Raw genomic sequence first — 24,572 nt, forward strand, 5'->3', positions numbered from 1 at the left:
CATTATTTAGCTGTTATTCGCTGAGGCGGGAAGCACGTTCCCGTTGCCGCATAGCGCAGGAAAATTCGGTCTCTTACTACGACTGCCCTTGCTTGTGCAACCCACTGGACATCGAAGCCGAATTGTTCAGCCACAAAGCGGACAGGCACTAATATTCTGCCGTTCTGTATGAAGGGAGCTGTAGGAAGCTTCAATACAGATGATGTACCGTTATCTTCCACATTCACTTGGTTGCTTCCTGGACGCAGTTCGATGCTGCTCTCCCCAAGTTGAAGAACCACTCGCTTACCTGCTCGCCACTCCGTCTTATAACCCAAGGTTTCTGCCAGAACCCTTAATGGCAAAAAGGTTCTGTCGCCCTGAATAATCGGCGCCGTATCCGTATACAAAGGCATACGATTGTATACTAACTGAACCTGAGATGCGCGCGATTGATCCAAAGGTCCCATAACGCATTCAGGAAGCTCATAACGGCGAATAAGTCGGATTGCATTATTAAATCCTTCTGCCACCGCTATTGACCCATTCGCGAGCACAGCAACGGCTGTCGGCTCATGCAGCTTAGCATAAGAAGTAATTCCGTCCAAATCACCGCTTTTGCCAGCTTGTCCGCTTAGTGTAACAACCTCTCCCTTATATATATATCGGACAACATGATTCCATCTGTCTGCGACTACAATCCCATTTTCATTCGTAATTGCAATTCCTGTAGGGCTATTGAATATCGAATTCGAAGCAGCGCCATCGCGATATCCTCCTGGCGCATACAGTACTCGCTGGACACCTGGTAAGGTATACCCGGCAGTAGAACTGCTCCCTGCAATCGTTGATACACTTCCCTGTTTCAAATCAATGAGACGAATACGCTGGTTGCCCGTATCTGCGACAGCTAGTTTGCCATCATTCATCAAGGCAATCCCGCTTGGTTCATTGAACATCGCTTCTGTCAGGTTGCCGTCTTTAAAATCACCTGCTCCTGTTACTGACCCCGGTGAATATTCCACGATACGGGAAGAACGGGCAGTTAATGTAGTGACCATCCCCATTGCATCAATTCGTCGAATAACGTGATTCAATGAATCGGCAACATATATCGCTCCATCATCCGCTACGGCTATGGCTCGCGGCGTATGGAAGCGCGCTGTCCCTGCTGCACCATCTTTCCAGCCAGGAATACCATCGCCGGCTACTGTGGTCACTTTTCCAGCCCCATCTATTTTACGAATGACATGGTTTCCTGCATCCGCCACGTATAGATTTCCTTTTTTATCTGCTGCAAGTCCTGTCGGCTGATCGAATTGTACCTGAGCCTGCTCTCCATCCTCCCAGCCCTGCTTATTGATCATTCCTATAGTTGCCGTTATGCGTCCCTCAGCATCCAAGCGACGAAGTACATGATTACGCGTATCGGTAACAATAATCGATTCATTTTCCCCTGCTGCAATTCCTGTGGGGAATTGCAGGCGCTCCACTTGCTTATTAGCCATTGCTTTGCCAGATAGGTGCACCGTTTCATACCAATGTGATGCGGCCTTCCAGGCAGTCATCTCGATTGCAGGGGAAGTAAAGTGTTCAAAGGCTTGAGCCTGTTCAGACTTCTTGTTCAACGATGGGGCTGCTGCATATACCTCAACAGAGGATGCCATCGCTGCAGTACCAGCTATTAATATGAAGACGATGACAAGATGCATTTTTCCCGTGATTTGTCCGACTTTCATTTCCAATATCTCCTTCAACCGTTACGGAATAAGCTTGATTTCGAGCGGTTTCTCCATCGTATTAACTTGCAGCAGCAAACCTTTTTCATCATAAAAACGAACATTCGTCAATTTTAATGACACTGGATTATTGCTTCCATTTGTTTTAAACGGCAGCTTGACGAGCGTATCGTCGCTGTTGAGTGCTACATATCCAGATGTAGTCATCATAATGCGATATGTGATTAATGACTGGGTTGCGGTCACCACGGAATCGACACTATTGCTCTTTGCATAATCTCCAGGTTGGTGTGCAATTTGAAATTTGCCACCGCCATCTCGATATTTCTCTTTATTTGCTTGCAATTCCCCTGTGTCTAGTTCAGCTCCCTTTTCTATCTCAATGGTGAACTGCAATGAAGCTGCGTTTACAGGGGCGGTTAGGCGCTTCAGTATCGCCGTCACAATGAATTGATCACCTGACTTGACTTCATCCTTATCAGCGGCCAGTTCAAGAACGTGTTCTTGTGGCTTTGGATCCGGCTTTGGATCCGGTTTCGGATCTGGCTTTGGATCTGGTTTCTCTGGATCCGGACGACTTGGATCAGGGGAACTCGGATTGACCGCTCCGCCTTGAAAATCCTTATCTTTGTTAGATTCCTGACATACTCGATTTTCGTATGCATTTTCACATACTTCCAGTTGAGCTTTTTTTAAATTTTCTATAAATTGCTGCTTCATAAGTTCCGAGCTCAGTGAGGCCTCATAATTCTTCTCTACTTGTCCCTGTTCTTGAAGCTCCGCAGCCTTTCGCTGCTGCTCAAGGGCTCCTTCCTTTTTCAGCCCATCATTTGCTTCTAGCTCTCCCAACCCCGCCTGTTCCTCTACATGCTTATGTATGAAGGTCTGCTGCTGAGATTCTTCCTTTGTCAATAATAACGTTGCTGTTTTCCATGGTAACCCGCTCAGGTTCGCTTCCTGCTCTGTCAGCTTTCCATACTCTACAGCAGTTCGAACCACATAAGCAATGAAGCTGCTCATATTATGAGCGACCCGTTTCTCAAGTGGTTCCGCCTTGCCGCTATTCGCAATATTCTCGATAAGTTGATCAGAGCCTCCGCGCAGTATCCCGCCAAATTTCCCCTGCAGCATCCCATAAGATTGAAGAACCTCACATGCACGCAACTGTAGACTGGCTCCTTCACATTTTCCCTCTGACCACTGTTTCATGGTCGTCTTATTCTCCTCTTCTGCATCTGCCGCACCAGCAATCATGGCTTTCACAACTGCCATATCCCATTGTGTAAGCAGTGTCCCTGCATCCGCATACCCATATTTATAGTCAGTTCCTAACCCTGATAAAGTAAACGCAGCCGTTTGTGCAGGAAATACATCTTGATGGCCGATTGTCACGACCTTACTTTTACCGAATGATGTATCCTTTTTTTGCGGCTGGCTGCCTGATAAATCAGAACTGCTGCTGACCTTGATTGGGAATTCCGTTCTTACAATCCCCGCTGTAACATACAACTGTGTCAGTCCATTTAAGGGATAGACCTTGACCCCGAATTGCGTGCCGCGAACCGCCATAACCGTTGTTGGCGTCTCCAGCACAAATCGATCATCGATTCCTGCAATAGACTTTACCTTGGTAAAGACGGAACCTGCCCATACACCGATGCGAGTCTTCACACCGCCGTCCTTTTTTAACTCGGTAAAGCTAACATCTGCATCTGCGCCAATCGTCAGTTCATCCTCTTTATCTCCCCCGACCAATTGAATGACAATTCGGGATTTATCTCCGGTACGAAGGCGATCTCCTTGATTAATACTCATTTTTTTAAATACTTGAATCGGCTTATCTCCTCCGGCCTTGGTAACCGACACACTGCCTTTCCATTCCTTCACAATACCCACTCGTACGGCTTTGGCTGCACCCTCTGCACCATATGCAGTTCCCCATGATCCAGCTCCAAACAGTGTAAAAAACACCACCATAAAGGCGAGACTGCTTTGCAACAAGCGTTTCTTTCGCATTCTTCCATGCTCTCCTCATTTCTCAGACATAAGATTCATTTCTAGAACCGCTATCATGAACATGTTGGCGAATCTATCCAACTCAGTTTCCTTCCCGCTCAGCACGAACTTCATAAGCTAATACTTGTTCCGATTTCCCTTTTAATTGAAGTGCTCCAATACTTGTCACTTCAAAACGATTGCAAATTCTCAAATAGGTTTCCTTTCCAACAACAATTTGCCCCGGCAAGGCTCGTGATTCCAATCGCGAAGCGACATTGACGGTATCTCCGATGGCCGTATAGTCCAAGCGCAGTTGCTCAGAACCGACATTTCCAACTATCGCTTCCCCACTCTGAATACCGATACCAATTCCAAATCGGTCACTCAGCTCAATTTCCTGCAATAATTGAGTACGCAATTGCTCAGCACAGCGTTGAAGCTCTAATGCGGCTCGTACTGCGTGTTCAGCATGATTATCAAGATGCTGCGGCGCTCCAAAGATTGCCATGACGCCATCGCCCATAAATTTATCCAAGGTTCCATTATGCTTAAATATCGTGTTTGCACACAAATGCAAGTATTGATTCAGAAGTTGGATCGTTACTTCAGGAGCGAGCCTTTCAGACAATGGAGTAAATCCTCTTACATCAATGAACATAACCGAAATGTCAGTACGTACTCCTCCTGCCTTAACAGGTGCTTGTGATTCCAGCAGCTTCATCACAACCGCAGGTGATACATACCTGCCAAATAAATCTTCAACATGCTGTCTTGCTCTACGTTCTTCTCGGCCCCTATAGGCAACGATGAGAACAAAAGAAGCCCCCATTCCGCAAAGCTCAGTAAAGTAGGGAATGAAGACAGAGCCACTCTCGTAAATACCAATCCATACGATTGTAAATACAAAGACGATACCTATTGCTGCAGCAACACCTTGAACGCCTCGAATTCGCGATGCGCTCCAACCTACAATGCTAATTCCTAGAAGTAATGCAATCACATTCCAAAAAAACGGAGCTTCCTTATAAAAGCGACCTTCCACTAGCGATTGAACCATATTCGCGTGAATCTCCACGCCATAAAGTGTCATTGATCGACTAAGCGGCGTCATGTGCCGGTCGCTTAATGAGGCTGCATAGGGGCCTATTAAGACGACGGAGTTCTTGTAATAGGAAGGATCAACAGTACCATTCCATACATCTGCAAACGACTGACGATCATAGCCGTACAGATTGTCCGTGCTATCGCCATAAATGGAAGAGAAATAATCGAATGCGACTTGATCCCGATTCTCTGTCGGAATCACCTTCTCCCCCCGATACCAACGGCCGCTTAACCCATCCCACCGAATTTGCTTATCTTCTGGCAATAACTGATTCGCGGCTAGAACATCTATAGAAGGAATCATCTTTCCATGTTCATCCGGAATGCCTAAACTAATTTTTCGAATAACGCCGTCACCGTCTGGAATTACATTCACATGTCCGAGTTGACTATCAGCAACTCGAATGGAAGATGGAGGCCGCTCAACACCAGACGCTTCGAGAGAATGGGCATTCTCTTGTAAAGGAAGAAGTGAAACCTGCACCGGCAAGTATATTGACGGGTATGTACTCAATTGTTCAGATAAGCGTTCGTCCTCCTCTTCATGCATAGAGGGATCAAGCATCAGTAAATCGATGACGACCGCCCGGGCACCGGCATGCATCAACCTTGCACTTAATTCGGCATAATAGGAGCGAGACCATGGAAAAGAGCCGAGCTGTGCTAATGAAGGCTCGTCAATCGCTATCATCTTGATTCGATCATCGGGCTGCCGCTGTTCAATACTCTTCGTTCGCAAAGCATCACGAAATGCCTGCTCCGCCATATGAAACACGCCACCAGCTCCATGAGTGTACACATATACCATAATCATGGTCAGCAGCGATACGATCAATGCCGGGACAACGAATTTTCTCATCTCGAAATCACCTACTTCACCTTGGCAGCATGAACCATTTTATTGCTACAATCAAGAATGATATATTCTGCTATATTTAATCTATCATATTGTATGAGCGTATACGATGATATTGGTTATTTCAAGCTGAATTTTGTCGAATTTTGCGAATTGTTGCTTTGATGCAGTAATTAGTTGAGGTGAGCAGATATAATAAAATCCCCGCGGGAGGCGCGGGGATCGTGTAGGTATTTCTCTCTCTATGTGTGTAGTATGCTTCCAGTAGATTAGTTAAATGGTGCGTCCGCAATCTTAATAGAATCTGTTGGGCAGCCGTCTGCAGCATCTTGCAGATCGTCAAACAGATCGTCTGGGATAGCGGTTACCCCTTGGTTGTTGTCACCTTCAAAAATAACTTCTGCGATACCCTCATCATCGTAGTCATAAATGTCAGGTGCAGTAGCGCCACATGCTCCACAAGCGATGCATGTGTCTTTATCAACCCAAGTATATTTTGCCATTGGTCAGTTCCCTCCTGTAATCGTACAGATCTTCTTGGTTCCTCCGTTATCAATATAATACAAACAAGCTTGGAATTCAAACGATTTCCAACTTTTTTAAATGATTTGAAAATTATTAATTACTCGTCTGATCCATGCAGTGTATCAGTTTGAAGGGAAGTACCCCGAACACGGTGATTGCGAAGCAATGTAGAAGGATCATCTCCAAGCATTCCTAACGTAACAATCGCATTTTCTCCATATTTATCTCGTATCCGATCCATCGTCTCTATCAATTGCTCTCGCTTCGGCTGACGCTCGAAATCAAACAAATCCAACTGTACGGCCGCTTCTTGCTTTGCTACTAGATTTTGGCCCGTAATCCCTAGAAGCCGAATCGGCCTGCCTGACGTCCAGTGCTTCTCATAAAGCTTCCAGGCCTCATCCAACAAGCATCCAGCATCGTCTGTGGGTCCCTGGAGTGTGCTTGACCGCGTTATCGTCTTCATATCCGGAGTACGAATAGTAAGCTGTACAGTTTGTGCCATCAGTTTTTGCTTTCGTATCCGGCGCGCCACCTGATCTGCCAAGTTCAACAAAACTCTTCTTACTTCTTCCTTCGACTCCACATCCTTCGGCAAGGTCGTCGTATGGCCGATTGATTTGTTCTGTTCACGCTCTGCTTTCACTGGCGAATCGTCGATGCCATTGGCTGCCTGCTTCATCCAATGCCCCTGTATGCCGAACAATGACACGAGCCGCCCTTCATCGGTATGCGCCAGTTCTCCAATAGTGCGTATTCCCGCGCGGGACAGCTTATCAGCAGTTTTGCGACCAATCCCGAACAACTCGCCGCACGGTTTATGCCACAATTGCTTCGACATATCCCGAATTCGCAGGATGGTAATCCCATTTGGCTTTTTCATATCAGACGCCATTTTTGCAAGCAGCTTATTCGGTGCTATGCCAACTGAGCAAGGCAAGCTCAATTCCTCTCGAATCCTCGTCTGCAGTTCATTAGCAATGTCGAGCGGTGTGCCAAATATTTTGGATCCTGTAATATCCATGTAACACTCATCGATCGAAACGACCTCAACTAGCGGGGTATAGCTGCGCGCGATTTCGATAAAGGCTCTTGAATATTTGCGATATAAATAAAAATCAGGCCGAATGACAATCAAGTGGGGACACAGCCGCATCGCCTCCTTCACATGCATTCCTGTGCGAATGCCAAGCTTGCGGGCAGCATAAGAACAAGTAACAATGATACCCTTGCGCAATTCCATGCTGCCAGCCACCGCCGTTGGCTGGCCTTGATATTTTTCAGGTTCTTCTGCTGCATGTACAGAGCAATAAAAAGCATTCATGTCGAGATGCAATATGACTCGACCCTTGGTCGGATAATATTGTTGTATGTAGTTGCGCGAAGTTTCGTTCTCATTCATAATACTGCCCCCTTCCTAACAGCTTCATTGTATTCATACAGCCTAATTAACTACGCAAGACAACGATCCCTTTATTTCTATATATTACCAATATATCTCGAACAATTGTTCTATTCTCTTATAAGCTTACTGATTACTACAATCCGTTGCAAGCATGAATACCAACTTCCTTTGCTAAAAAATCAAGTATACGATTATGATTTTCGACTATACAAGCAAGAAAGCAGTGCTATAATAGGGAAATAGTTATTTCCATATTCATCCTTGCATAACTTAAGGAGGTTCCTAGAATGTCAAAATTCATCTCTATCTTTGACACAACACTTCGCGATGGCACCCAAGGCGAAGGAATTAGCTTGTCCGCGGACGATAAAATCAAAATCGCGCGCAAACTTGATGCGATTGGCGTCACATACATTGAAGGCGGCATTCCGGGAAGCAACGGCAAGGATATTGAATTTTTCAAAAGAGTAGCTGCTTATTCATGGAATGCGAAACTAACGGCATTCGGCAGTACCCGACGCAAAGATTCACTCGCCGAACAGGACGCCAACCTAAATCGCATTATTGAAGCGAACGTTCCTGCTGCAACGCTTGTAGGAAAGTCATGGGACTTCCACGTCCATACCGCCCTACAAACGACGCTAGATGAAAATTTAGCCATGATCTATGATTCTATCGCCTATCTGAAGCAAGCAGGACTTGAGGTGATGCTCGACGCAGAGCATTTCTTTGACGGCTACAAAAACAACACGGAATATGCGATTGCAGTACTGCGCAAGGCGCAAGAAGCCGGCGCTGACTGGGTCGTCATGTGCGATACCAATGGAGGCACACTGCCTAACGAAATCGGCACCATCATTCGAGATGTTCGCAACCATGTGCAAGTGAAGCTTGGCATTCATACACACAACGATTGTGAGCTCGCTGTTGCGAATACACTTGCAGCGGTAGAAGCAGGCGTCACACAAGTACAAGGCACAATCAACGGATATGGTGAAAGATGCGGCAACGCCAATCTATGCTCCATCATTCCGACACTTCAATTGAAGATGGGATACTCCTGTGTTGAAGATAGCCAGCTCCAAGCGCTAACACCGGCTGCTCGATATATAAGCGAGATCGCCAACGTAGCTATGCCTGTCAATCAGCCTTATGTAGGCAACGCAGCCTTTGCACATAAGGGAGGCATCCATGTCTCTGCGATCATGAAGGATTCTCGTACCTATGAGCATATCGTCCCTGAATTGGTTGGCAACAAACAACGAATACTTGTATCTGAATTAGCAGGCCAGAGCAACGTTCTTTCAAAGGCACAGCAATTAGGGTACGAACTTGATGCTACGAAGCCTGAAACGAGGGCAATTATGGATCGAATCAAGGAGCTTGAGCATCAGGGCTATCAATTCGAAGGCGCGGACGCTTCACTGGAGCTCTTATTGCGTCAGGCTACAGGGCAAGCCGAGGATCCTTTCACATTTGAGTCGTTTAAAATACTGGTAGAAAAATCATCACAGCAATCCGTTGTATCTGAAGCAATCGTCAAGCTGCAAGTAGATGACGAGTCCATTTATATGGCCGCTGAGGGCAACGGCCCTGTGAACGCATTAGACAGTGCGCTGCGCAAAGCACTTAGTCGCCATTACCCTTCTATCGCAGACATGCATCTCACCGATTATAAAGTTCGTGTACTCGATGAGAACAATACGACAGCAGCCAAGGTACGAGTGCTGATCGAATCAACAGACTCCAACAATACGTGGAGTACAGTCGGAGTCTCCAGCAACGTTATTGAGGCCAGTTGGGAAGCACTTATCGACAGTATTCGTTACGCGTTAATAGGTCAAGAGAAGGTGGCTACGTCCACCGAGCGCAAAGAGCAGGTTGGACTCGTCAATCACTAACGTAATGCAAATATTCTTTCATAGAGATAGAGCCATGACCTCCTTGATAAGTGGTCATGGCTCTATTTACTTCAGTTCGTTATTCTGCAATGACTTGTTGAATGGCCTGTTCTAATTCAGCAGGTGGCCTGATACCATCATAACGCTGACGAATTACTCCGTTCTTATCCAGCAGTACATTCGTAGGGAAGCCAATTCCATTATACGCTTTGAACGCCTGCCCTCTACTATCCAGAAGAACCGGATTCGTTAAACCATAGGCCGCAACGAATTCCTTGGCTCCTTCTTCTGTATCGTGAGCGGTTACATTAATCGATACCATTAACAGCTTATCCTTATACTTCTCGTGCAGCTTCACTAAATCAGGCGCTTCAGCCTTGCACGGATCACACCAGGAAGCCCAAAAGTTAACAAAGATCGGCTTGTCTTGCTTCCCGCCTACCGTAATAGGTTTCATCTCAGATCCTAGCACATTCAATGAAATCGATGGCGCCAAGTCCCCAACCTGCCCGCCAATTTTGGTCGGAGCTCCATTATTGCTGACTGTAGATGTCGACTTATCTTGATTGTTCCATATCGCAATTCCAATGAGCAGCACACTCACTACAAGCAATAGTAAACTTTTTTTCATCCTATATTCTCCTTGTTCGCATCTTGTTCCGTGTTCATATTGTACCCTTTTTCCAGTAAAAATACGATTCCCTTCCGACAATCACCTTTCCTAACCTGCTCACGTATGCCAACCGAGTTATGCGGGTACAGTAACGACGAACTGACTCAAAGACTACACGAAGGAAAGGTAATGTATGTCATCACAACAATCTCGGCCACTATGGCTTGAATATGCAGCTCTGGCAACCGTCCCCCTTGTTATGGTACTGGGAAATTCCATGCTTGTCCCGATTTTGCCCGAAGTCAAGCGACATCTTGGATTGACTTCCCTTCAGACGAGCCTCATTATTACTTTGTTCTCGCTATCTGCCGCCATTATTATCCCGGTCGCAGGATATTTGTCCGACCGATTTGGGCGCAAAAAAATTATTATCCCGGGACTTATTATTTACGGAGCAGCCGGGGTATTTACCGGGCTGGGCGCACTGTGGAATTCGTACCCGCTGCTTATTAGCTCCCGGGCTATCCAAGGCTTAGGTGCTGCAGGAACTGCTCCAATTGCCATGGCTCTCGTCGGTGATTTATATAAGGATGCAGAAGAAAGTCAAGCCATGGGACTAATTGAAGCATCGAATGGAGCCGGCAAAGTCATTAGTCCAATCCTTGGAGCCGCGCTTGCGCTGTGGACATGGACAGCCCCATTTTTCGCTTTTCCTTGCTTTTGCGCTTTGTCGCTAGTAGCGATTATTTGGCTAATCAAGGAACCTCGACGCAAGCAGGAGCCTACTCCGTTGAAAACGTACTTGCACAATGTTGCCGAAATATTCAAAAAAATGGGGCGTTGGCTAATACCCGCTTTTTTTGCAGGCTCGCTCGCCTTATTCATTTTGTTCGGCATTTTGATTTATTTATCCGATATATTAGAGGAAAAGCCATATTACATTAAAGGTGTCGTGAAAGGTCTCGTGCTCGCGATTCCGCTGCTTGGCATTGTAACCACCGCCTTCATTACAGGTAGCTTAATTAAGAAAAACGGTATTCTCATTCGGCGAATGATGATAATCGGACTTGTCTGCATGTCACTATCACTCGGTCTTACGATCATGTTCCATAAGCAGATCGTGTGGTTCATTGCCTTAATTACGATTAGCAGCATCGGAACGGGAATGCTTCTTCCTTGCCTTAATACGATGATTACGGGAAGTGTGGAAAAAGCAGAGCGTGGAATGATAACGTCTTTGTACAGCAGTCTGCGCTTCTTCGGAGTTGCACTTGGGCCGCCACTGTTCACCTGGATGATGGAGAAGTCACATCAAATTATTTTTATTAGTGTGACGGCTTTATCTATTATTGCGCTTATACTCGTCTGCCTGTTCATTAAGCCAGATGCAAAGGTGCAATAGTACAGATCCTATACAAGTTATTTCCGACCTGGGAGCAGACAGCATCATTGTCCGCTCCTTTAATCCATTTAACCCCTAATACATAAAGGTTGTAAAAGTCATATAAATGTCATGTTTGGACTGATTATTCAGAACCATAACGTTTGACTGTATGGTTTGCTATCTAGTATCATAGATGAATAAGTGAGGTGATGACGATGGGGGCTACTAACAAGTTAATACGAATCGGAGAGCTGGCTCGCGCCGCGAATGTAAGTCAACGAACAATTGACTATTACACGACGATAGGCCTGATTGAACCGGTGAAGCGCACAAATACAAACTATCGTCTGTACAGTCATGAAACGATTGAACGAATCGAACGTATTAATCAATTAAAACAAGAAAAGTATAGTCTCGATGAAATCAAGCTTTACTTCTCGCAATTGAACAGTGTTACTGCCGAGCGTGAATTGGAAGAACGACTAACTGATTTGCAAATTCATCTGCAAAAACTAGAACGTGAAGCAAAAGAGCTTAGTCCAATGCTGGATAAGTTAAAACCAACACAAGCACAGTCATTGTTCAATCGTCTTGCTGCTCAGAGTGCAGCTTGTGTGGAGGTATTGCTCAATTTAATCGATAAGGGCAACAATCACTTTATGATGTAATACAACAATTGCCGCTAGACCGTACTCTTGATGTTTAAATGGGAGGTTTGAACATGCTATTTTTTCACCCGATGGATTTCTTGATTCTAATCGCTTTTGGATTATCAATTTGGGCGCAGTTCCGTGTTAAAGGAACCTTCCAACGATTTGCTCAAGTAAGAGCTATGAGTGGCTTGACCGGCTATGAAGCAGCACGTCGAATGCTGGATGCAAACGGCCTTCATGATGTTCCAATCGAACCGATTCAAGGTGCGCTTACCGACCATTACGATCCAATCAACCGTGTCGTACGGTTGTCAGAGCCTGTTTATTATGAAAATTCAATCTCAGCAATCTCAGTTGCCTGCCATGAAATTGGCCATGCGATTCAGCACCAGCAGTCGTATCCGATGCTCGTTCTGCGCCACCGCATGTTTCCGATAGTTAACTTTTCGTCCGGTATCGCACCATTCATGTTGATTGCAGGCTTTCTTTTCCAATGGAGCAACCTGATTCTGTTAGGGATTATTTTCTTCTCTGCAGCCGTATTGTTCCAGCTTGTTACCTTGCCAGTTGAGTTCGATGCAAGTAGACGCGCACGCGATCTGATGATTGCTGAAGGGTACGTAACGAATGAGGAAGAGCGCGGTGTAGCGAAAGTACTTAATGCAGCAGCATTAACATACGTTGCAGCGGCAGCCATTTCTGTGCTGGAGCTTTTGAAGTACATTATGATATTTACAAATAATCGCAACGAATAAAAATGAATTAGCTTTCACGCACCGTAATTCAAAGAACCCCACTCCGATGCTTTCGCGCATGGATGGGGTTCTTCTGTGTAACAGACTTAATCATGATAAGGTAGCAGAAGATGAAGCCTTCGTAGACTTAGCAAGCTGCTGCAAATCGTGCTGGGCAAAATATTGAAGTAAAAATGCATGAAATGTATGAGCAACTAACGGTAATTTCTCACCTGAACGATAAATGATGCCGATTGTCCTCGTTACTTCCGGGTTCACAACCCGCACTCGCGCAGGCTGCAGCTCTGAGGTATGCTGGAGGGCCATATCAGGCAACAAACTTACTCCCATGCCAGCAGCGACAAGTCCCCTTATTGTTTCTGTTTCCTCACCTTCGAAGCCAATACGCGGTGTAAAGCCAGCTTCGATACAGGCATCCCATACAATTGGCCGCAGGGAATACCCTTGACTAAACAGTACAAAAGCATCCTCCTTCAACTGAGTCAAAGAGATCTCCTCTTCAGTCGATAACGGGTGATGCGGAGGCAAAATTGCATATAATTCTTCGGTCAGTACAATTTCCCCCGTTACATGCTCACATTCCTTTGGGAATGGAGAAATGAACGCAAGATCCACTTCGCCGGAAATGACATCCCGAATAAGCGACGGATACATGCCCTGCTTGAATCGAAATTTCACATTCGGATGACGCTTACGGAATTCTGCTACAATACTCGGAATTAAATGCACGCCTAGGCTGTGAGGGAACGCAATTCGAACTTCCCCCAGCTCAGGATCCATAAACTCTTGTACTTCTTGAATCGCACGATCAAGATCCTTCAAAATCTCCTCCGCTCGCTTGCAGAACAACTGACCTACCGGTGTAAGCTGGAGGTTCCGACCCTTCTGTAGGAATAACTTAACACCAAGCTCTTCTTCCAACTGATGAATTTGCCGGCTAACGGCGGATTGCGCCACATGCAATTCTTCAGCGGCTTGCGTGACATGCTCTTTTTGCGCTACTTTCACAAAGTAGTGCAATTGCCTAAGTTCCACGACTTCTCGCTCCGTTCTGTCAATTATGCTATTTCATTTTCACTTGCAATCATGCCCTTCTATAAAAAGGGTTGATTTTACTTCCTAATCATCATATGCAAGCATCATTCAACGGATAAGCCGTAATATACCATATACTGCAAATCCTGCAGCCAACCCGCCTAAATGGGCGCTCCAGCTTATTCCTTGAATGACGAAAGATTGTACAATACCAATCCCTAATATAATTAACAATGTGCGTCGGGATGCCTCATCAAGGGTTTGGCGACGGAACATAGCAATAAACAAATATGCACCGTATATGCCATAGATCGCACCTGAAGCCCCAACCGCAAGCGTCCCCCATTCAGACAGCCACAGCGCAGCAGCATTCCCTAACAAACCGCTGCATATATAGAGGACGGCATATTTGAACGATCCCATCATCTTTTCAAGTGGTGGTGCAAACACAAATAGGGCGAACATATTAAATAGCAAATGCTCGAATCCACCGTGAAGGAACATAGCAGAGGCCATGCGCCATGTTTCCTGAATATAGGGTGTTTCCTTATAGATCGCTCCATGCCGAAACAAATTTTCGCTATTCGTACCGCCGCTAATCAACAACACGATAAACATAATCACATTAGCGATGATAAGCAATGTGGTTATGGGGTAGCTTTTGACATAGGTACGCCAATTTTCATACCGAATAAAAATCATTAGGTCTCCTCACTTTCATCTGCTGGCTTACATACATAGGCGTACTGTTTTGTACCCATATTATCGCATACTTGAAATCATTCTCAATTATGAAGTGAATTCATCACGAAGCGACATTGGACAACCTTATATGCAAACCGTATAATGGACAATAGGTTTACCAATTATGTGCATGATATGTAAGAAGGAGGCTACCAACCATGTCCGCAGAACGTACAGGTGTGGCAACATTAAAGGGAAATCCTATCACATTGATCGGCCCCGAACTTAAAGTAGGCGATAAAGCGCCTGAATTTCAATTGAATAAATCGCTCGTTGATGTCGTTGGACTTGAACAATTCGCTGGCAAAGTAAAGCTGATCAGTGTTATTCCGTCTATCGATACTGGTGTATGCGATGCACAAACACGTCGCTTTAACGAGGAAGCTTCCAAGTTTGGCGAACAAGCCGCAATGATTACTGTTAGTGTTGATCTTCCAATGGCACAAGCTCGCTGGTGCGGAGCAGCCGGTGTAGACAATGTCGTGATGCTGTCTGACTATAAGGACAACAACTTCGGTAAATCTTACGGTGTACTTATTAAGGAATTGCATTTGGATATGCGCTCTATCTTCGTAGTAGATGCCGATAATACGATTCGTTACGTTGAATATGTTAGCGAGATGACAGAACACCCTAATTATGAGCAAGCATTGGCAGCTGTAAAAGCGCTTCTGTAACACCACGATACCAATCAACTAGAGTAAAAGCGAGAGAAGAGTGAAGGCTCCTCTCTCGCTTCTTGATTTCATTAACGAGTATTCTATTTCCGCACGGCACCCGCTACTACCTTCGCTCCAAGTTCGTTAGCTATTCATTTTATAAGATGCCAACTTCTTGTCCAATATGGCATACAGATCGAGAATAACTCGGTAGTTCGCGCCAAAATCACCAAGTCCGCCACGAGAAGCAGAATAGATATCGATTGCAGTCTTATTTGGCCCTACATTAATAACGGAGACGGTTATATCCATCGTCCGTCCTGTCATTGTTCTCTTCTCTAGCGTAATCTCGCCTACAGAAGACACCTCATGCAGCACTTTGTACCCTTGAATTTTCTTTAGTGTGGATGTGACTTCTCCCCAAGCTTTCTCTCGGGACATTTGATAATAATGCGTTTTCAATTTAGGGTCCTTTGCACGATCGCCGCTCGATTCAAAACTGCGAACGATACCGACCAGTACACGTTTCAGTGACAAGAGTGTGTTCCTCCTTTTTCTAGACAGCCGATGCTCACTTATCTATAGTGTATCATTGTTCGTGATCGAACGAAAGAGAATTTACATAGAAAAAGAAAACACCTCCTCCCATGAAGTCATTCATGAAAGAAGGTGATTCGCTAAGAAGAAAACCCGCCTATGCCGTTCAGCTCCTATGCTTCTGAACCCGCTCTCGCAGGTGGGTGTCCGCATAAGCACATTTGACGTCCCTTCGGAGAGGGCTTGCCAGCAATGCTTAGATGTTGAACTCCCTAGAAACAAACATTGGTTCAAAACAACGTAAGCCTACACGTACATCGCAGGATGTAATGCTTATTATACTGTGTTGTTCACGCAAAGTAAACCATGCAAATTGCCTACTTATAATGGTCAAATGAAAGGCTACGATACGCAACCGTTAACTACGCTTCATTTGTTAGGAACAACATCATATCATATTTTCCTAAAGCAGTGCAAGTCTGATTGAGCTATCGTGTAAAGGAATTATCTTCCGATTGTTGTTCGCCCGATTTCCCAGATTCCGATGCTTCAACTTTATCTTTGACTTCTGCTTCTTCTCCGTCACCCTCTTGGGCGGCTACCATACGCTGGTACTTGTCCTGAATTTTTTGGAATGCGTTATTGAAATTGAAATAAGATAAGTATGCGATTAATGAACCTGAGAAGAAGAACAATAGAACCGGCCACTTCGTTAAGCTAAAGTATAAGATAATGCAGCTTAACACAATTGTAACTACACTGCTAACTGGAGTAAAAATCGTCAACAGTACGCTGTTCTTCATAATATGTGTTGTCTTCGCTTGCAAATGAGCCACCATAGAGAAAAAGTTGAACAAAGAAACAAACAACAAAATCAGCAAGCCGAGCATCGCGTATCCGATGAATTGCATCGACTTCAATTCTGTCATATACACGTAGTAGTCGATATACATAATGGCGAACAGCAGCGTGTAAAAGATTCCACCTACCATCGCCTGCTTATAATTGTCTTTGTAGGATTTGAAGAATGTGCGCAGCAGTTTGACATCTGTATCCCCCATAATCCATTTTCGCGTTACGGAGAACATCGCGGCTGTCGCTGGGAACAATGTAAACGGTGCCACAAGTCCCATTGCCCAATTCATCGTAATGGATTCATTTACAAAGTTCTGTTGATCGACTAGTAATTTCACGAATAAAAAGATAAAAAAAGGTGACGAACAGATCATCCATAATATGTTCGTAACCGAAAAACGCATTATCCATTCTGAAATGCGATAAAAGCCGCCCATAATCCCTCGAAATTCCAAAGGTCATTCCTCCTCATCATCCTGTCTCTTCTACTATAATACAAATTGCTACCTTAGTGCCAGTGCCTATTTTGGCGCAGATTAGGTTGGTGTCCACAGCGATATAAGGTTTTTCGCATAGGATATTAACGTGACAACACCAAACAATGCAGCGTTAAAGGAGGTCCCCGTATGGGTCAATTAGGTTTCGGAGGTAGCTGTGGTGGATGTGGATTTACATCCACAGGAGTGATTCTTGTCTTGTTCATTTTGTTAGTTATTGTTGGTCGTGCTTGGATCTAACCTTTTGGAATAGTAAACCATCCTCACTCCTGAATTGTCTATGTACAAGCAAAAAGAGACCGCTCCATTCGGGGCGGTCTCTACGATCAACGAAACACATTCACCATTCCATCCATTGCCTTACCTATTCGTCGCGCTTGTTACGGTTTTCCTCATTGTTAAAGCGTCTTGGGCGGCGATCTCCACCACTGTAGTTACGCTCACGGGAATCGCTGCGTCCAGAGCGCTCACCGCGTCCGTCACGATTGTAACCGCCACGGTTGCCATCTCGGCCACCATCGCGTCCGCCACGATAGTCGCGTCCGCCACCGGAACGGCCATTGCGGTTGTAAGGCGCAGACATCTTGCGTCCGCTGGAACGAAGATCCGGCTTGCGACGCTTCACGCGGATTGGATCTTCCGGTGTCAAGGAAATGGCTACATCCTTCTTATCGCCTGTCAGCATCTTGAATGCTGCAGACAACAATTGTACGGAGTCATACTGCTCCAACAATTCGATAGAGATGCTTTTGTACTCATTCAGTTCTCCATCTTTGAGTACATCAAGAATGCGATCTGCAATGATACGCTGCTTCCCTTCAATCGCTTCTGCAAGGCTAGGAATCGGCTTGCGAGGAATGCGATGACGAGTAACGCGCTCGATGAAGTGCAAATGATCAATCTCACGAGGCGTTACAAAGGACCATGCACTACCCTCTTTACCTGCACGGCCAGTACGACCAATGCGGTGTACATAAGATTCCGGATCTTGCGGCAAATCAAAGTTAATAACATGTGTTACACCTGATACGTCCAATCCGCGCGCAGCTACGTCAGTTGCAACGAGAACATCAATGCTGCCGTCGCGGAACTTGCGCATAACTGTATCACGTTGATTCTGGGACAAATCACCATGCAGCCCGTCAGCAGAATATCCACGTTTTTGCAATGCTTCAGACAATTCATCTACACGACGCTTCGTACGTCCAAATACGATAGCAAGCTCTGGAGATTCCATGTCGAGCAAACGGCTTAATGCGTCGAATTTCACACGCTCAGGGACTTCAATGTATGCTTGATCAATGAGTGGTGCACTCACATGTTTAGGCATTACCGATACATGTTCTGGCTCGCGCAGAAATTGATTAGCAAGCTTTTGGATGTTCGGTGGCATTGTTGCGGAGAAAAGCATGGTTTGGCGTTGTTCAGGTACGAGGCTCAAAATGGAAGTAATATCTTCCATGAAGCCCATGTCAAGCATTTCATCTGCTTCATCCAATACAACGGTTGCTACATCATCAAGACGAATTGTCTTGCGGTTGATGTGATCAAGCAAACGACCAGGTGTACCGATAATAATTTGCGGATGTTTTTTCAAAGCACGAATTTGTCGTCCAATATCTTGTCCACCATAAATCGGCAATGAACGCACACCCTTGAAGCGAGTCAATTTGCCGATTTCATCAGCAACCTGAATCGCCAATTCGCGAGTTGGTGTCATAATCAAAGCTTTTACACGTTCTTCAGTTGGATCAATCTTCGAGATCAACGGGATACCGAAAGCAGCCGTCTTCCCCGTACCCGTCTGCGCTTGTCCGATAAGGTCTCGTCCGGTCATCGCTACAGGTATCGCTTTCTCTTGGATTGGAGTCGATTCTTCAAACCCTAATTCCGTAATCGCCTGAAGCACTTTCGGCTCCAAGCCAAATTCTGCAAATGTCTTCAAAATATTCATACTCCTTCATTGTGGACAATCCACAGCCTTATCTGTATTCTTAAGTAGCGCGACAATGGTGACGAATGGCACTTTCAGTCAACCGTCTTCTCATATACAATGCGGAGGGACACTCTTATTGTGTAGCGTGAGCTCCGCGTCAAATTCATGTACATCGTTGGTAACTAAAGCCTACTCAAGAATATCCAGCATATTATAACACATAAATATTGAAGAATACCAGATGCGAACTAACTTATACTACGTTTTGAGGTGACATTGCTTGAAACGCATATTGGATATTATCTTGTTAATTGCCGGGGCAGCGCTCATCGCTGCATCATTCAATTTGTTCTTAATGCCCCACCATTTGCTTAGTGGCGGCGTATCTGGATTATCGCTTGTTACAAATTATTTAACGAAGTGGAATCCGAGCTTTTTGTATTTCGCCTATAATTTACCGCTTATCATATGGGGCTGGTTCGTCCTTGGCAAGCGCTTTATCAGTTACAGTTTGATAAGTGTTGTCGCGACAACCTACTTCATTTCTATATTTCCGGTAAAAGCTGTTGCCAACGAACCGCTTTTATCCGCGGTCTTTGGGGGAACATTAGTCGGAATAGGAAGTGGAATATCACTACGAGTAGGCGGCTCATCAGGTGGATTCGACATTATCGGTTCTATTGTAACCAGATATCGCGATTTCTCAATTTCGAACATTTTGGTTGGAATGAACGCAACTGTAATCGTAACTCATGGATATTTATCGAATGGATGGGAACTGGCACTCTATTCCATGGTCTCTATTTTCACAACCGGAAAAGTGATTGGAACCATCTATATTAACCACTATAAGGTAACGGTATTCATAATTACGCGAAATAAAGAGGCTCTGATCAACAAGCTGCTGTCCTTGCCGCACGGAGTTACCGTCATTAAAACCACAGGTGCATTTACGGATATTGAGAAGGATATGCTAATGACAGTGACCACACGCTATGAATTGACGGAATTGAAACGGGTTATACGCGAAAATGACCCAAAGGCTTTTGTTAATATTGTTGAAACTGTCGGGGTCATTGGCAATTTCCGAAGGCCAAAGAATAGATAGGCTATTGAGTTACCAGCTGTACAAGCCGTACATATGCATATGAATCGTTGTCAGCAATACAACAAAGCCCGTCCGCGTAAATGGACGGGCTTTGTTGTGCGATGCGAATGAGAGCAAACACGATGCAGAGCCTTACTTTCCAGCTTCCTGCTTATACTTTTTGACTTCAGATGGAGAGGCATATACATAATGTTCTGGCATAATTTCAACCAAGCTTGGATTCTCTGCACTATAATTATGTACGCCTGGATTATAATAGATTCGTTTGCGATTCCGTTCGTGATGAGGGTCTGGATGCGGAATGGCAGAAAGCAAAGACTTCGTATAAGGATGAATTGGCTGTCGATATAAATCATCTGCCTTGGCCAACTCCACAATCTTGCCATTGTACATCACGCCAATCCGGTCAGAGAAATATTTAACGACGGACAGATCATGTGCAATGAATAGAATCGTAAGTCCAAGCTTCTTACGAAGCCGATTGAGCAAATTCAATACCTGCGCCTGAATCGATACATCAAGTGCGGATATTGGCTCATCTGCAATTACCAGATCAGGGCTTGTAATTAACGCACGAGCAATTCCGATGCGCTGCCGCTGTCCTCCTGAGAATTCATGCGGATATCGACTTGCATGCTCCCGGGTCAATCCAACTGTCTCTAGGATGTCATAGACCATATCTACACTTTCCTGCTCACTGCGGCAAAGCTTATTAATTTTTAAGCCCTCCGCAATTATTTCCTTCACGGTCATTCGAGGATTCAGTGATGCGATTGGATCTTGAAAAATCATTTGCATGCCGCGCGTCACTTCTTTTCTGAGCTCCTTGGTCAAGGCTCCTGAAATGAGCGTGCCATTAAAATAAATTTCTCCGTCCGTAGGCTCATACAGACGGATAATCGTTCTGCCCGTTGTTGTCTTGCCGCAGCCGGATTCACCTACAAGCCCAAACGTTTCGCCGCGATACACCGTAAAACTAATGTCATCGACTGCTTTGACCACCGTTTTCTTTCTGCCAAAACCGCTGCTGAAATATTGCTTTAAATGCTTAACTTCCAACACCGGATCGCGAGTGATTACATTCGTCATCTTATCGCACCAGCCTTTCCGTTTGCTGCTCAATTCGTCTCTTCAATACATCCGGAAGCTCCACCTTCGGTGCATTCGGATGGAGAAGCCACGTCGCGGCATAATGCGTGTCGCTTATTCTGTACATGGGCGGCTCTTCTTCAAAGTCAATATTCATCGCATATCGGTTGCGTGGAGCAAAGGCGTCTCCTTTGGGCGGATGCAGCATATTAGGAGGCGTGCCCGGTATAACGAGCAATTCGTCGGATGCGCTCGTCCCCAGATCAGGCATGGACACAAGCAAGCTCCAAGTATAAGGATGCTTCGGGTTGTAGAAAATCTCGTCCACCGTTCCATGCTCGACGATTTTGCCCGCATACATCACGGCCACACGATCCGCGACGTTAGCCACCACCCCAAGATCGTGCGTAATGAATATGACGGACAACTGCCGTTCCTTCTGGATCTCCTTAATCAGATCGAGAATCTGCGCCTGAATCGTAACATCAAGCGCCGTCGTCGGCTCATCGCATATCAATACCTCCGGGTCGCATGCAAGGGCAATCGCGATAACGATACGCTGACGCATTCCTCCTGAGAACTGGAACGGATATTGATGGAATCGCTTCTCCGCATTCGGAATGCCTACAGCCTCCATCAGCTCCAGCGCTTTGGCTTTAGCATCCGCTTTGCTTAGCTGCTGTGAACGAAGTGCCTCCATAATCTGTTTGCCGATCTTCATTACCGGATTTAGAGAAGAGAGCGGATCCTGAAAAATCATGGAAATTTTAGAGCCCCGGATTTCCGTATATTGCTTCTCTGTATACTTCGTTACATCTTGCCCATGATACTTGATACTGCCGCGTTCGATAACAGCATTCTTTGATAAAATCCCGACAATCGCTTTGTTCGTTACGGATTTTCCCGAGCCTGATTCACCGACGATAGCCAGTGTCTCGCCTTTGCGTAATTCAAAGTCGACCCCGCGCACGGCCTGCACCTTTCCCGCAAATGTATTGAATGAGATATGCAGATCATTTACTTGAAGAATCATATCGTTGTGTGTCGTCATCCTAACTCCCCCCGCTATTCGCTATTATTCTTGGCCTCTTAAAGTCGGATCGAATGCATCCCGCAAGCCGTTTCCGAACATATTGAACGACAACATTAAGATCGAAATGATAATTGCAGGAAATAGCGTTAGGTGAGGATGTTCGAGCAACACCTTCTGACCTTCCGATAGCAAGACGCCGATGGAGGGTTCAGGGGCTGCGATGCCGAGTCCCAAATAGGAAAGAAATGATTCCGTAAAAATAGCACCTGGAATTGCGAGCGTCGCTTGTGTAATGATCGGACCGATTGCGTTCGGCATAATGTGCCGGAATATCAAGAGACGATCCCGCGCTCCCATCGTACGGGATGCCAATACATATTCTTGACCTTTATATTTATAGAATTGTGCCCGAATCATGCGGCTCATGCCAATCCAGCCCGTAACAACCATCGCTAATATAAACGGCGTTATGCCTGCACCCATGAGCATAACAAACAGGATTACGACGACTAAGCCAGGTACACCGCTCAATATCTCTATAATTCGCTGCATGATCATATCGACCGCACCGCCATAGTAACCGGAGATCGAACCATACGTGACGCCAACCAGCATATTAATGAGTACAGCCATAAATCCTATTAAGAGAGAGATGCGGGTACCTTTCCACAAACGCGTCCATTGATCGCGCCCCAATGCATCAGTGCCCATCCAGAAATATTTATCCTTCGCCTCTTTTAACTGATAAATATCTACTTTGGCCTGTACCATCGGAATTTTATTACCGCGGTAATCAAGTTCGTATTCTTTAAGCACTTTCACGATCGAACCTTTATATTTTTCTTCCATACTCGTTTTTTTCACGTCCATAACTTTCGTTCCATCCCATATTCCCAGCTTCTCCAGCACCGGGACGCGCGGGGGCAGCAAGCTCCATTCTATATGCTGTTCCCGATAGGAATAAGAACTGATCATCGGAGCAATTATAGCAAGCAGTACGATAATGCCAATCACAATTGCCGCTATGGTGGAAGCTTTATTCCGGCGGAATCGCAGCATCGCATCCTGTAGAAATCCAATCGCCTTTCCTTCAAATTTCTCATCCGCGATTGGCTTGTCCCGTTGGACGAATTCGAATGGGTTCCGCTCCGTGTTGTTATCTGTATTCCGGCTTATCTTCATTATTTCTTCCCTCCCATTCGAATGCGCGGGTCAATAATTCCGTATGATAAATCCACGATCAGAATACTGATTAAAGCAATTAAAGAATAGAAGAACATGACGGCAATCGTAAGCGGATGATCCAATGAGTTAATGGAGTTCACAGATAGAGAGCCAAGCCCAGGCACACTGAAAATATTCTCGATTACGATCGCTCCCGACAATATGGAAAAAATCATCGGAATAATAATATTCGAGAGCGGAATGAACGAATTGCGAATCGCGTGGCGCACGGTGGCCTGCATATGCGATAGGCCCTTCATTCTTGCCAACAGCATATAATCAGAATTAATTGTTTCGCATAATTCAGCCCGCAAATACCGTGTTATAATCGCAATTTCGCCAAAGGACAACGCCAGCACCGGCAAAATCATGGATTTAAACTTGTCCCAGGTAATCCCTTGATCCGTCGATAGCAAGATCGGCAGCAAATCCCACTTGTAAGCCACTACATATTGCAATAATGCTGCAAATACGAAGGAAGGAACGGATATGAACAGCACGACCATCATGTTGATCCCGTGATCGGTCATCGTATTCTTTTTCAATGCTGCTATAATTCCGCACATAATACCTATTGGCAGCGTAAATAGAAGCGCCATAACATTTAACTGGATCGTGATTGGAAGTTTTTCCTTAATAATATTGAATACTGGTACTTTCGGCTGCACTTTAAGCGAATCCCCGAATTCAAATGTAAGGAAATCCCCTAGGAAATATCCATATTGGACAATGAGCGGCTTGTCCAAATGATATTTGGCTTCGATCCGTTCCCGAACGTCCGTAGGCAGCAGCGGATCATTTACGATGCTGCCAGGCATGGCATGAATTAAAAAAAACAATAGGCTAATGATCAGAAATAGAGTAATAGCCATGGCAATCAGTCTTTGCGATATGTATCGTAACATAAGCCTGGGACTCCTTTTCCGCAAGGTAGGAGACCTTG

22 protein-coding genes and 1 other RNA gene are annotated in these 24,572 nt (G+C 45.3%); 7 read left to right on the forward strand and 16 right to left on the reverse strand.

The annotated features are described in order from the left end of the window. Nucleotides 1-2: 2 nt before the first annotated feature. The 5 genes from NO352_RS14800 to NO352_RS14820 all read right to left on the reverse strand — a co-directional run bounded on the left by NO352_RS14800 (nt 3) and on the right by NO352_RS14820 (nt 7,603). A complete protein-coding gene (locus NO352_RS14800) occupies nt 3-1,718 on the reverse strand; it encodes a stalk domain-containing protein (protein WP_268598824.1) in 1,716 nt (571 codons plus the stop codon). Between the two features lie 21 nt (nt 1,719-1,739). After that, nucleotides 1,740-3,734 (reverse strand): FecR family protein, encoded by a 1,995-nt coding sequence (locus NO352_RS14805; protein WP_268598825.1) that lies wholly within the window; start codon nt 3,732-3,734, stop codon nt 1,740-1,742. 82 nt (nt 3,735-3,816) lie between these two features. Continuing rightward, nucleotides 3,817-5,679 carry a CHASE2 domain-containing protein gene (locus NO352_RS14810; RefSeq protein WP_005546105.1) on the reverse strand — a complete coding sequence of 621 codons (1,863 nt, stop codon included), beginning with the start codon at nt 5,677-5,679 and terminating at the stop codon, nt 3,817-3,819. A 266-nt stretch (nt 5,680-5,945) separates the two neighbouring features. Further along, nucleotides 5,946-6,179, reverse strand: coding sequence for a ferredoxin (locus NO352_RS14815; protein WP_005546103.1), 234 nt, complete (start codon nt 6,177-6,179; stop codon nt 5,946-5,948). A gap of 119 nt (nt 6,180-6,298) precedes the next feature. Next, entirely contained in the window at nt 6,299-7,603 is a 1,305-nt protein-coding gene (locus NO352_RS14820; RefSeq protein WP_289356007.1) for a DNA polymerase IV, read from the reverse strand. A 290-nt stretch (nt 7,604-7,893) separates the two neighbouring features. Here NO352_RS14820 and cimA point away from each other — a divergent pair, with 290 nt between their 5' ends. Then, nucleotides 7,894-9,507: a citramalate synthase gene (gene cimA / locus NO352_RS14825; protein ID WP_163977939.1), complete on the forward strand. Its 1,614-nt coding sequence runs from the start codon at nt 7,894-7,896 to the stop codon at nt 9,505-9,507. A 79-nt stretch (nt 9,508-9,586) separates the two neighbouring features. On the opposite strand, the gene NO352_RS14830 is transcribed toward cimA, so the two are convergent. Continuing rightward, nucleotides 9,587-10,138, reverse strand: coding sequence for a TlpA family protein disulfide reductase (locus NO352_RS14830; protein ID WP_268598828.1), 552 nt, complete (start codon nt 10,136-10,138; stop codon nt 9,587-9,589). A 175-nt stretch (nt 10,139-10,313) separates the two neighbouring features. Here NO352_RS14830 and NO352_RS14835 point away from each other — a divergent pair, with 175 nt between their 5' ends. From NO352_RS14835 to NO352_RS14845, 3 genes are all read left to right on the forward strand, one after another. Continuing rightward, nucleotides 10,314-11,522, forward strand: a complete 1,209-nt coding sequence (locus tag NO352_RS14835) for an MFS transporter (RefSeq protein ID WP_289356008.1) — start codon at nt 10,314-10,316, stop codon at nt 11,520-11,522. A gap of 197 nt (nt 11,523-11,719) precedes the next feature. Continuing rightward, nucleotides 11,720-12,172, forward strand: a complete 453-nt coding sequence (locus NO352_RS14840; RefSeq protein ID WP_005546094.1) for a helix-turn-helix domain-containing protein — start codon at nt 11,720-11,722, stop codon at nt 12,170-12,172. A gap of 53 nt (nt 12,173-12,225) precedes the next feature. Beyond that, nucleotides 12,226-12,912, forward strand: coding sequence for a zinc metallopeptidase (locus tag NO352_RS14845; protein WP_005546092.1), 687 nt, complete (start codon nt 12,226-12,228; stop codon nt 12,910-12,912). A 90-nt stretch (nt 12,913-13,002) separates the two neighbouring features. Here the strand turns inward: NO352_RS14845 and gltC are convergent, their stop codons facing one another. Together gltC and NO352_RS14855 are read right to left on the reverse strand one after the other, a co-directional pair. Further along, nucleotides 13,003-13,947 (reverse strand): glutamate biosynthesis transcriptional regulator GltC, encoded by a 945-nt coding sequence (gene gltC, locus NO352_RS14850; protein ID WP_005546090.1) that lies wholly within the window; start codon nt 13,945-13,947, stop codon nt 13,003-13,005. A 108-nt stretch (nt 13,948-14,055) separates the two neighbouring features. Beyond that, nucleotides 14,056-14,649 (reverse strand): rhomboid family intramembrane serine protease, encoded by a 594-nt coding sequence (locus tag NO352_RS14855; RefSeq protein WP_289356009.1) that lies wholly within the window; start codon nt 14,647-14,649, stop codon nt 14,056-14,058. A gap of 200 nt (nt 14,650-14,849) precedes the next feature. Here NO352_RS14855 and tpx point away from each other — a divergent pair, with 200 nt between their 5' ends. Continuing rightward, nucleotides 14,850-15,368: a thiol peroxidase gene (gene tpx / locus NO352_RS14860; protein WP_005546087.1), complete on the forward strand. Its 519-nt coding sequence runs from the start codon at nt 14,850-14,852 to the stop codon at nt 15,366-15,368. A 126-nt stretch (nt 15,369-15,494) separates the two neighbouring features. On the opposite strand, the gene NO352_RS14865 is transcribed toward tpx, so the two are convergent. The 3 genes from NO352_RS14865 to NO352_RS14875 form a co-directional block, all read right to left on the reverse strand. Beyond that, a complete protein-coding gene (locus NO352_RS14865) occupies nt 15,495-15,887 on the reverse strand; it encodes a DUF1499 domain-containing protein (protein ID WP_005546086.1) in 393 nt (130 codons plus the stop codon). Nucleotides 15,888-16,033: 146 nt separating this feature from the next. Next, nucleotides 16,034-16,216, reverse strand: a non-coding RNA gene (gene ssrS, locus NO352_RS14870) — 6S RNA. Nucleotides 16,217-16,375: 159 nt separating this feature from the next. Further along, nucleotides 16,376-17,197, reverse strand: coding sequence for a YesL family protein (locus tag NO352_RS14875; RefSeq protein ID WP_289356010.1), 822 nt, complete (start codon nt 17,195-17,197; stop codon nt 16,376-16,378). Between the two features lie 171 nt (nt 17,198-17,368). Between NO352_RS14875 and NO352_RS14880 the strand changes: the two genes are divergently transcribed. Then, the gene (locus tag NO352_RS14880) at nt 17,369-17,479 is read left to right on the forward strand and encodes a YjcZ family sporulation protein (RefSeq protein ID WP_289356011.1); all 111 of its coding nucleotides are present in this window, start codon (nt 17,369-17,371) and stop codon (nt 17,477-17,479) included. A 124-nt stretch (nt 17,480-17,603) separates the two neighbouring features. Here NO352_RS14880 and cshA read toward each other — a convergent pair whose 3' ends face one another. Then, on the reverse strand, nt 17,604-19,184 hold the full coding sequence (gene cshA, locus NO352_RS14885) for a degradosome RNA helicase CshA (RefSeq protein WP_005546081.1): 1,581 nt from the start codon (nt 19,182-19,184) through the stop codon (nt 17,604-17,606). 271 nt (nt 19,185-19,455) lie between these two features. Between cshA and NO352_RS14890 the strand changes: the two genes are divergently transcribed. Next, nucleotides 19,456-20,283: a YitT family protein gene (locus tag NO352_RS14890; protein WP_005546080.1), complete on the forward strand. Its 828-nt coding sequence runs from the start codon at nt 19,456-19,458 to the stop codon at nt 20,281-20,283. A 132-nt stretch (nt 20,284-20,415) separates the two neighbouring features. Here the strand turns inward: NO352_RS14890 and NO352_RS14895 are convergent, their stop codons facing one another. From NO352_RS14895 to NO352_RS14910, 4 genes are read right to left on the reverse strand one after another with little or no spacing between them, the layout of a single operon-like run. Then, nucleotides 20,416-21,372: an ABC transporter ATP-binding protein gene (locus NO352_RS14895; protein ID WP_005546078.1), complete on the reverse strand. Its 957-nt coding sequence runs from the start codon at nt 21,370-21,372 to the stop codon at nt 20,416-20,418. 1 nt (nt 21,373) lies between these two features. After that, nucleotides 21,374-22,423, reverse strand: coding sequence for an ABC transporter ATP-binding protein (locus tag NO352_RS14900; protein WP_005546076.1), 1,050 nt, complete (start codon nt 22,421-22,423; stop codon nt 21,374-21,376). A gap of 24 nt (nt 22,424-22,447) precedes the next feature. Further along, nucleotides 22,448-23,587 carry an ABC transporter permease gene (locus NO352_RS14905; RefSeq protein WP_289356012.1) on the reverse strand — a complete coding sequence of 380 codons (1,140 nt, stop codon included), beginning with the start codon at nt 23,585-23,587 and terminating at the stop codon, nt 22,448-22,450. Then, on the reverse strand, nt 23,587-24,534 hold the full coding sequence (locus NO352_RS14910; RefSeq protein ID WP_262866557.1) for an ABC transporter permease: 948 nt from the start codon (nt 24,532-24,534) through the stop codon (nt 23,587-23,589). The genes NO352_RS14905 and NO352_RS14910 overlap by 1 nt, the downstream gene beginning before the upstream one ends. Nucleotides 24,535-24,572: the final 38 nt, after the last annotated feature.

The organism is Paenibacillus sp. S-12 (genome assembly GCF_030363895.1).
GTDB classification, from domain to species: domain Bacteria; phylum Bacillota; class Bacilli; order Paenibacillales; family Paenibacillaceae; genus Paenibacillus_B; species Paenibacillus_B alvei.

Excerpts from the sequence above, each read along its gene's own strand:
- tpx (WP_005546087.1), top strand. The coding sequence starts at position 14,850 with ATGTCCGCAGAACGTACAGGTGTGGCAACATTAAAGGGAAATCCTATC.
- NO352_RS14835 (WP_289356008.1), top strand. The coding sequence starts at position 10,314 with ATGTCATCACAACAATCTCGGCCACTATGGCTTGAATATGCAGCTCTG.
- NO352_RS14845 (WP_005546092.1), top strand. The coding sequence starts at position 12,226 with ATGCTATTTTTTCACCCGATGGATTTCTTGATTCTAATCGCTTTTGGA.
- NO352_RS14830 (WP_268598828.1), bottom strand. The coding sequence starts at position 10,138 with ATGAAAAAAAGTTTACTATTGCTTGTAGTGAGTGTGCTGCTCATTGGA.
- NO352_RS14840 (WP_005546094.1), top strand. The coding sequence starts at position 11,720 with ATGGGGGCTACTAACAAGTTAATACGAATCGGAGAGCTGGCTCGCGCC.
- NO352_RS14905 (WP_289356012.1), bottom strand. The coding sequence starts at position 23,587 with ATGAAGATAAGCCGGAATACAGATAACAACACGGAGCGGAACCCATTC.
- NO352_RS14810 (WP_005546105.1), bottom strand. The coding sequence starts at position 5,679 with ATGAGAAAATTCGTTGTCCCGGCATTGATCGTATCGCTGCTGACCATG.
- NO352_RS14820 (WP_289356007.1), bottom strand. The coding sequence starts at position 7,603 with ATGAATGAGAACGAAACTTCGCGCAACTACATACAACAATATTATCCG.
- cimA (WP_163977939.1), top strand. The coding sequence starts at position 7,894 with ATGTCAAAATTCATCTCTATCTTTGACACAACACTTCGCGATGGCACC.
- NO352_RS14880 (WP_289356011.1), top strand. The coding sequence starts at position 17,369 with ATGGGTCAATTAGGTTTCGGAGGTAGCTGTGGTGGATGTGGATTTACA.
- NO352_RS14895 (WP_005546078.1), bottom strand. The coding sequence starts at position 21,372 with ATGACGAATGTAATCACTCGCGATCCGGTGTTGGAAGTTAAGCATTTA.
- NO352_RS14815 (WP_005546103.1), bottom strand. The coding sequence starts at position 6,179 with ATGGCAAAATATACTTGGGTTGATAAAGACACATGCATCGCTTGTGGA.
- NO352_RS14800 (WP_268598824.1), bottom strand. The coding sequence starts at position 1,718 with ATGAAAGTCGGACAAATCACGGGAAAAATGCATCTTGTCATCGTCTTC.
- NO352_RS14805 (WP_268598825.1), bottom strand. The coding sequence starts at position 3,734 with ATGCGAAAGAAACGCTTGTTGCAAAGCAGTCTCGCCTTTATGGTGGTG.
- NO352_RS14900 (WP_005546076.1), bottom strand. The coding sequence starts at position 22,423 with ATGACGACACACAACGATATGATTCTTCAAGTAAATGATCTGCATATC.
- NO352_RS14910 (WP_262866557.1), bottom strand. The coding sequence starts at position 24,534 with ATGTTACGATACATATCGCAAAGACTGATTGCCATGGCTATTACTCTA.
- NO352_RS14855 (WP_289356009.1), bottom strand. The coding sequence starts at position 14,649 with ATGATTTTTATTCGGTATGAAAATTGGCGTACCTATGTCAAAAGCTAC.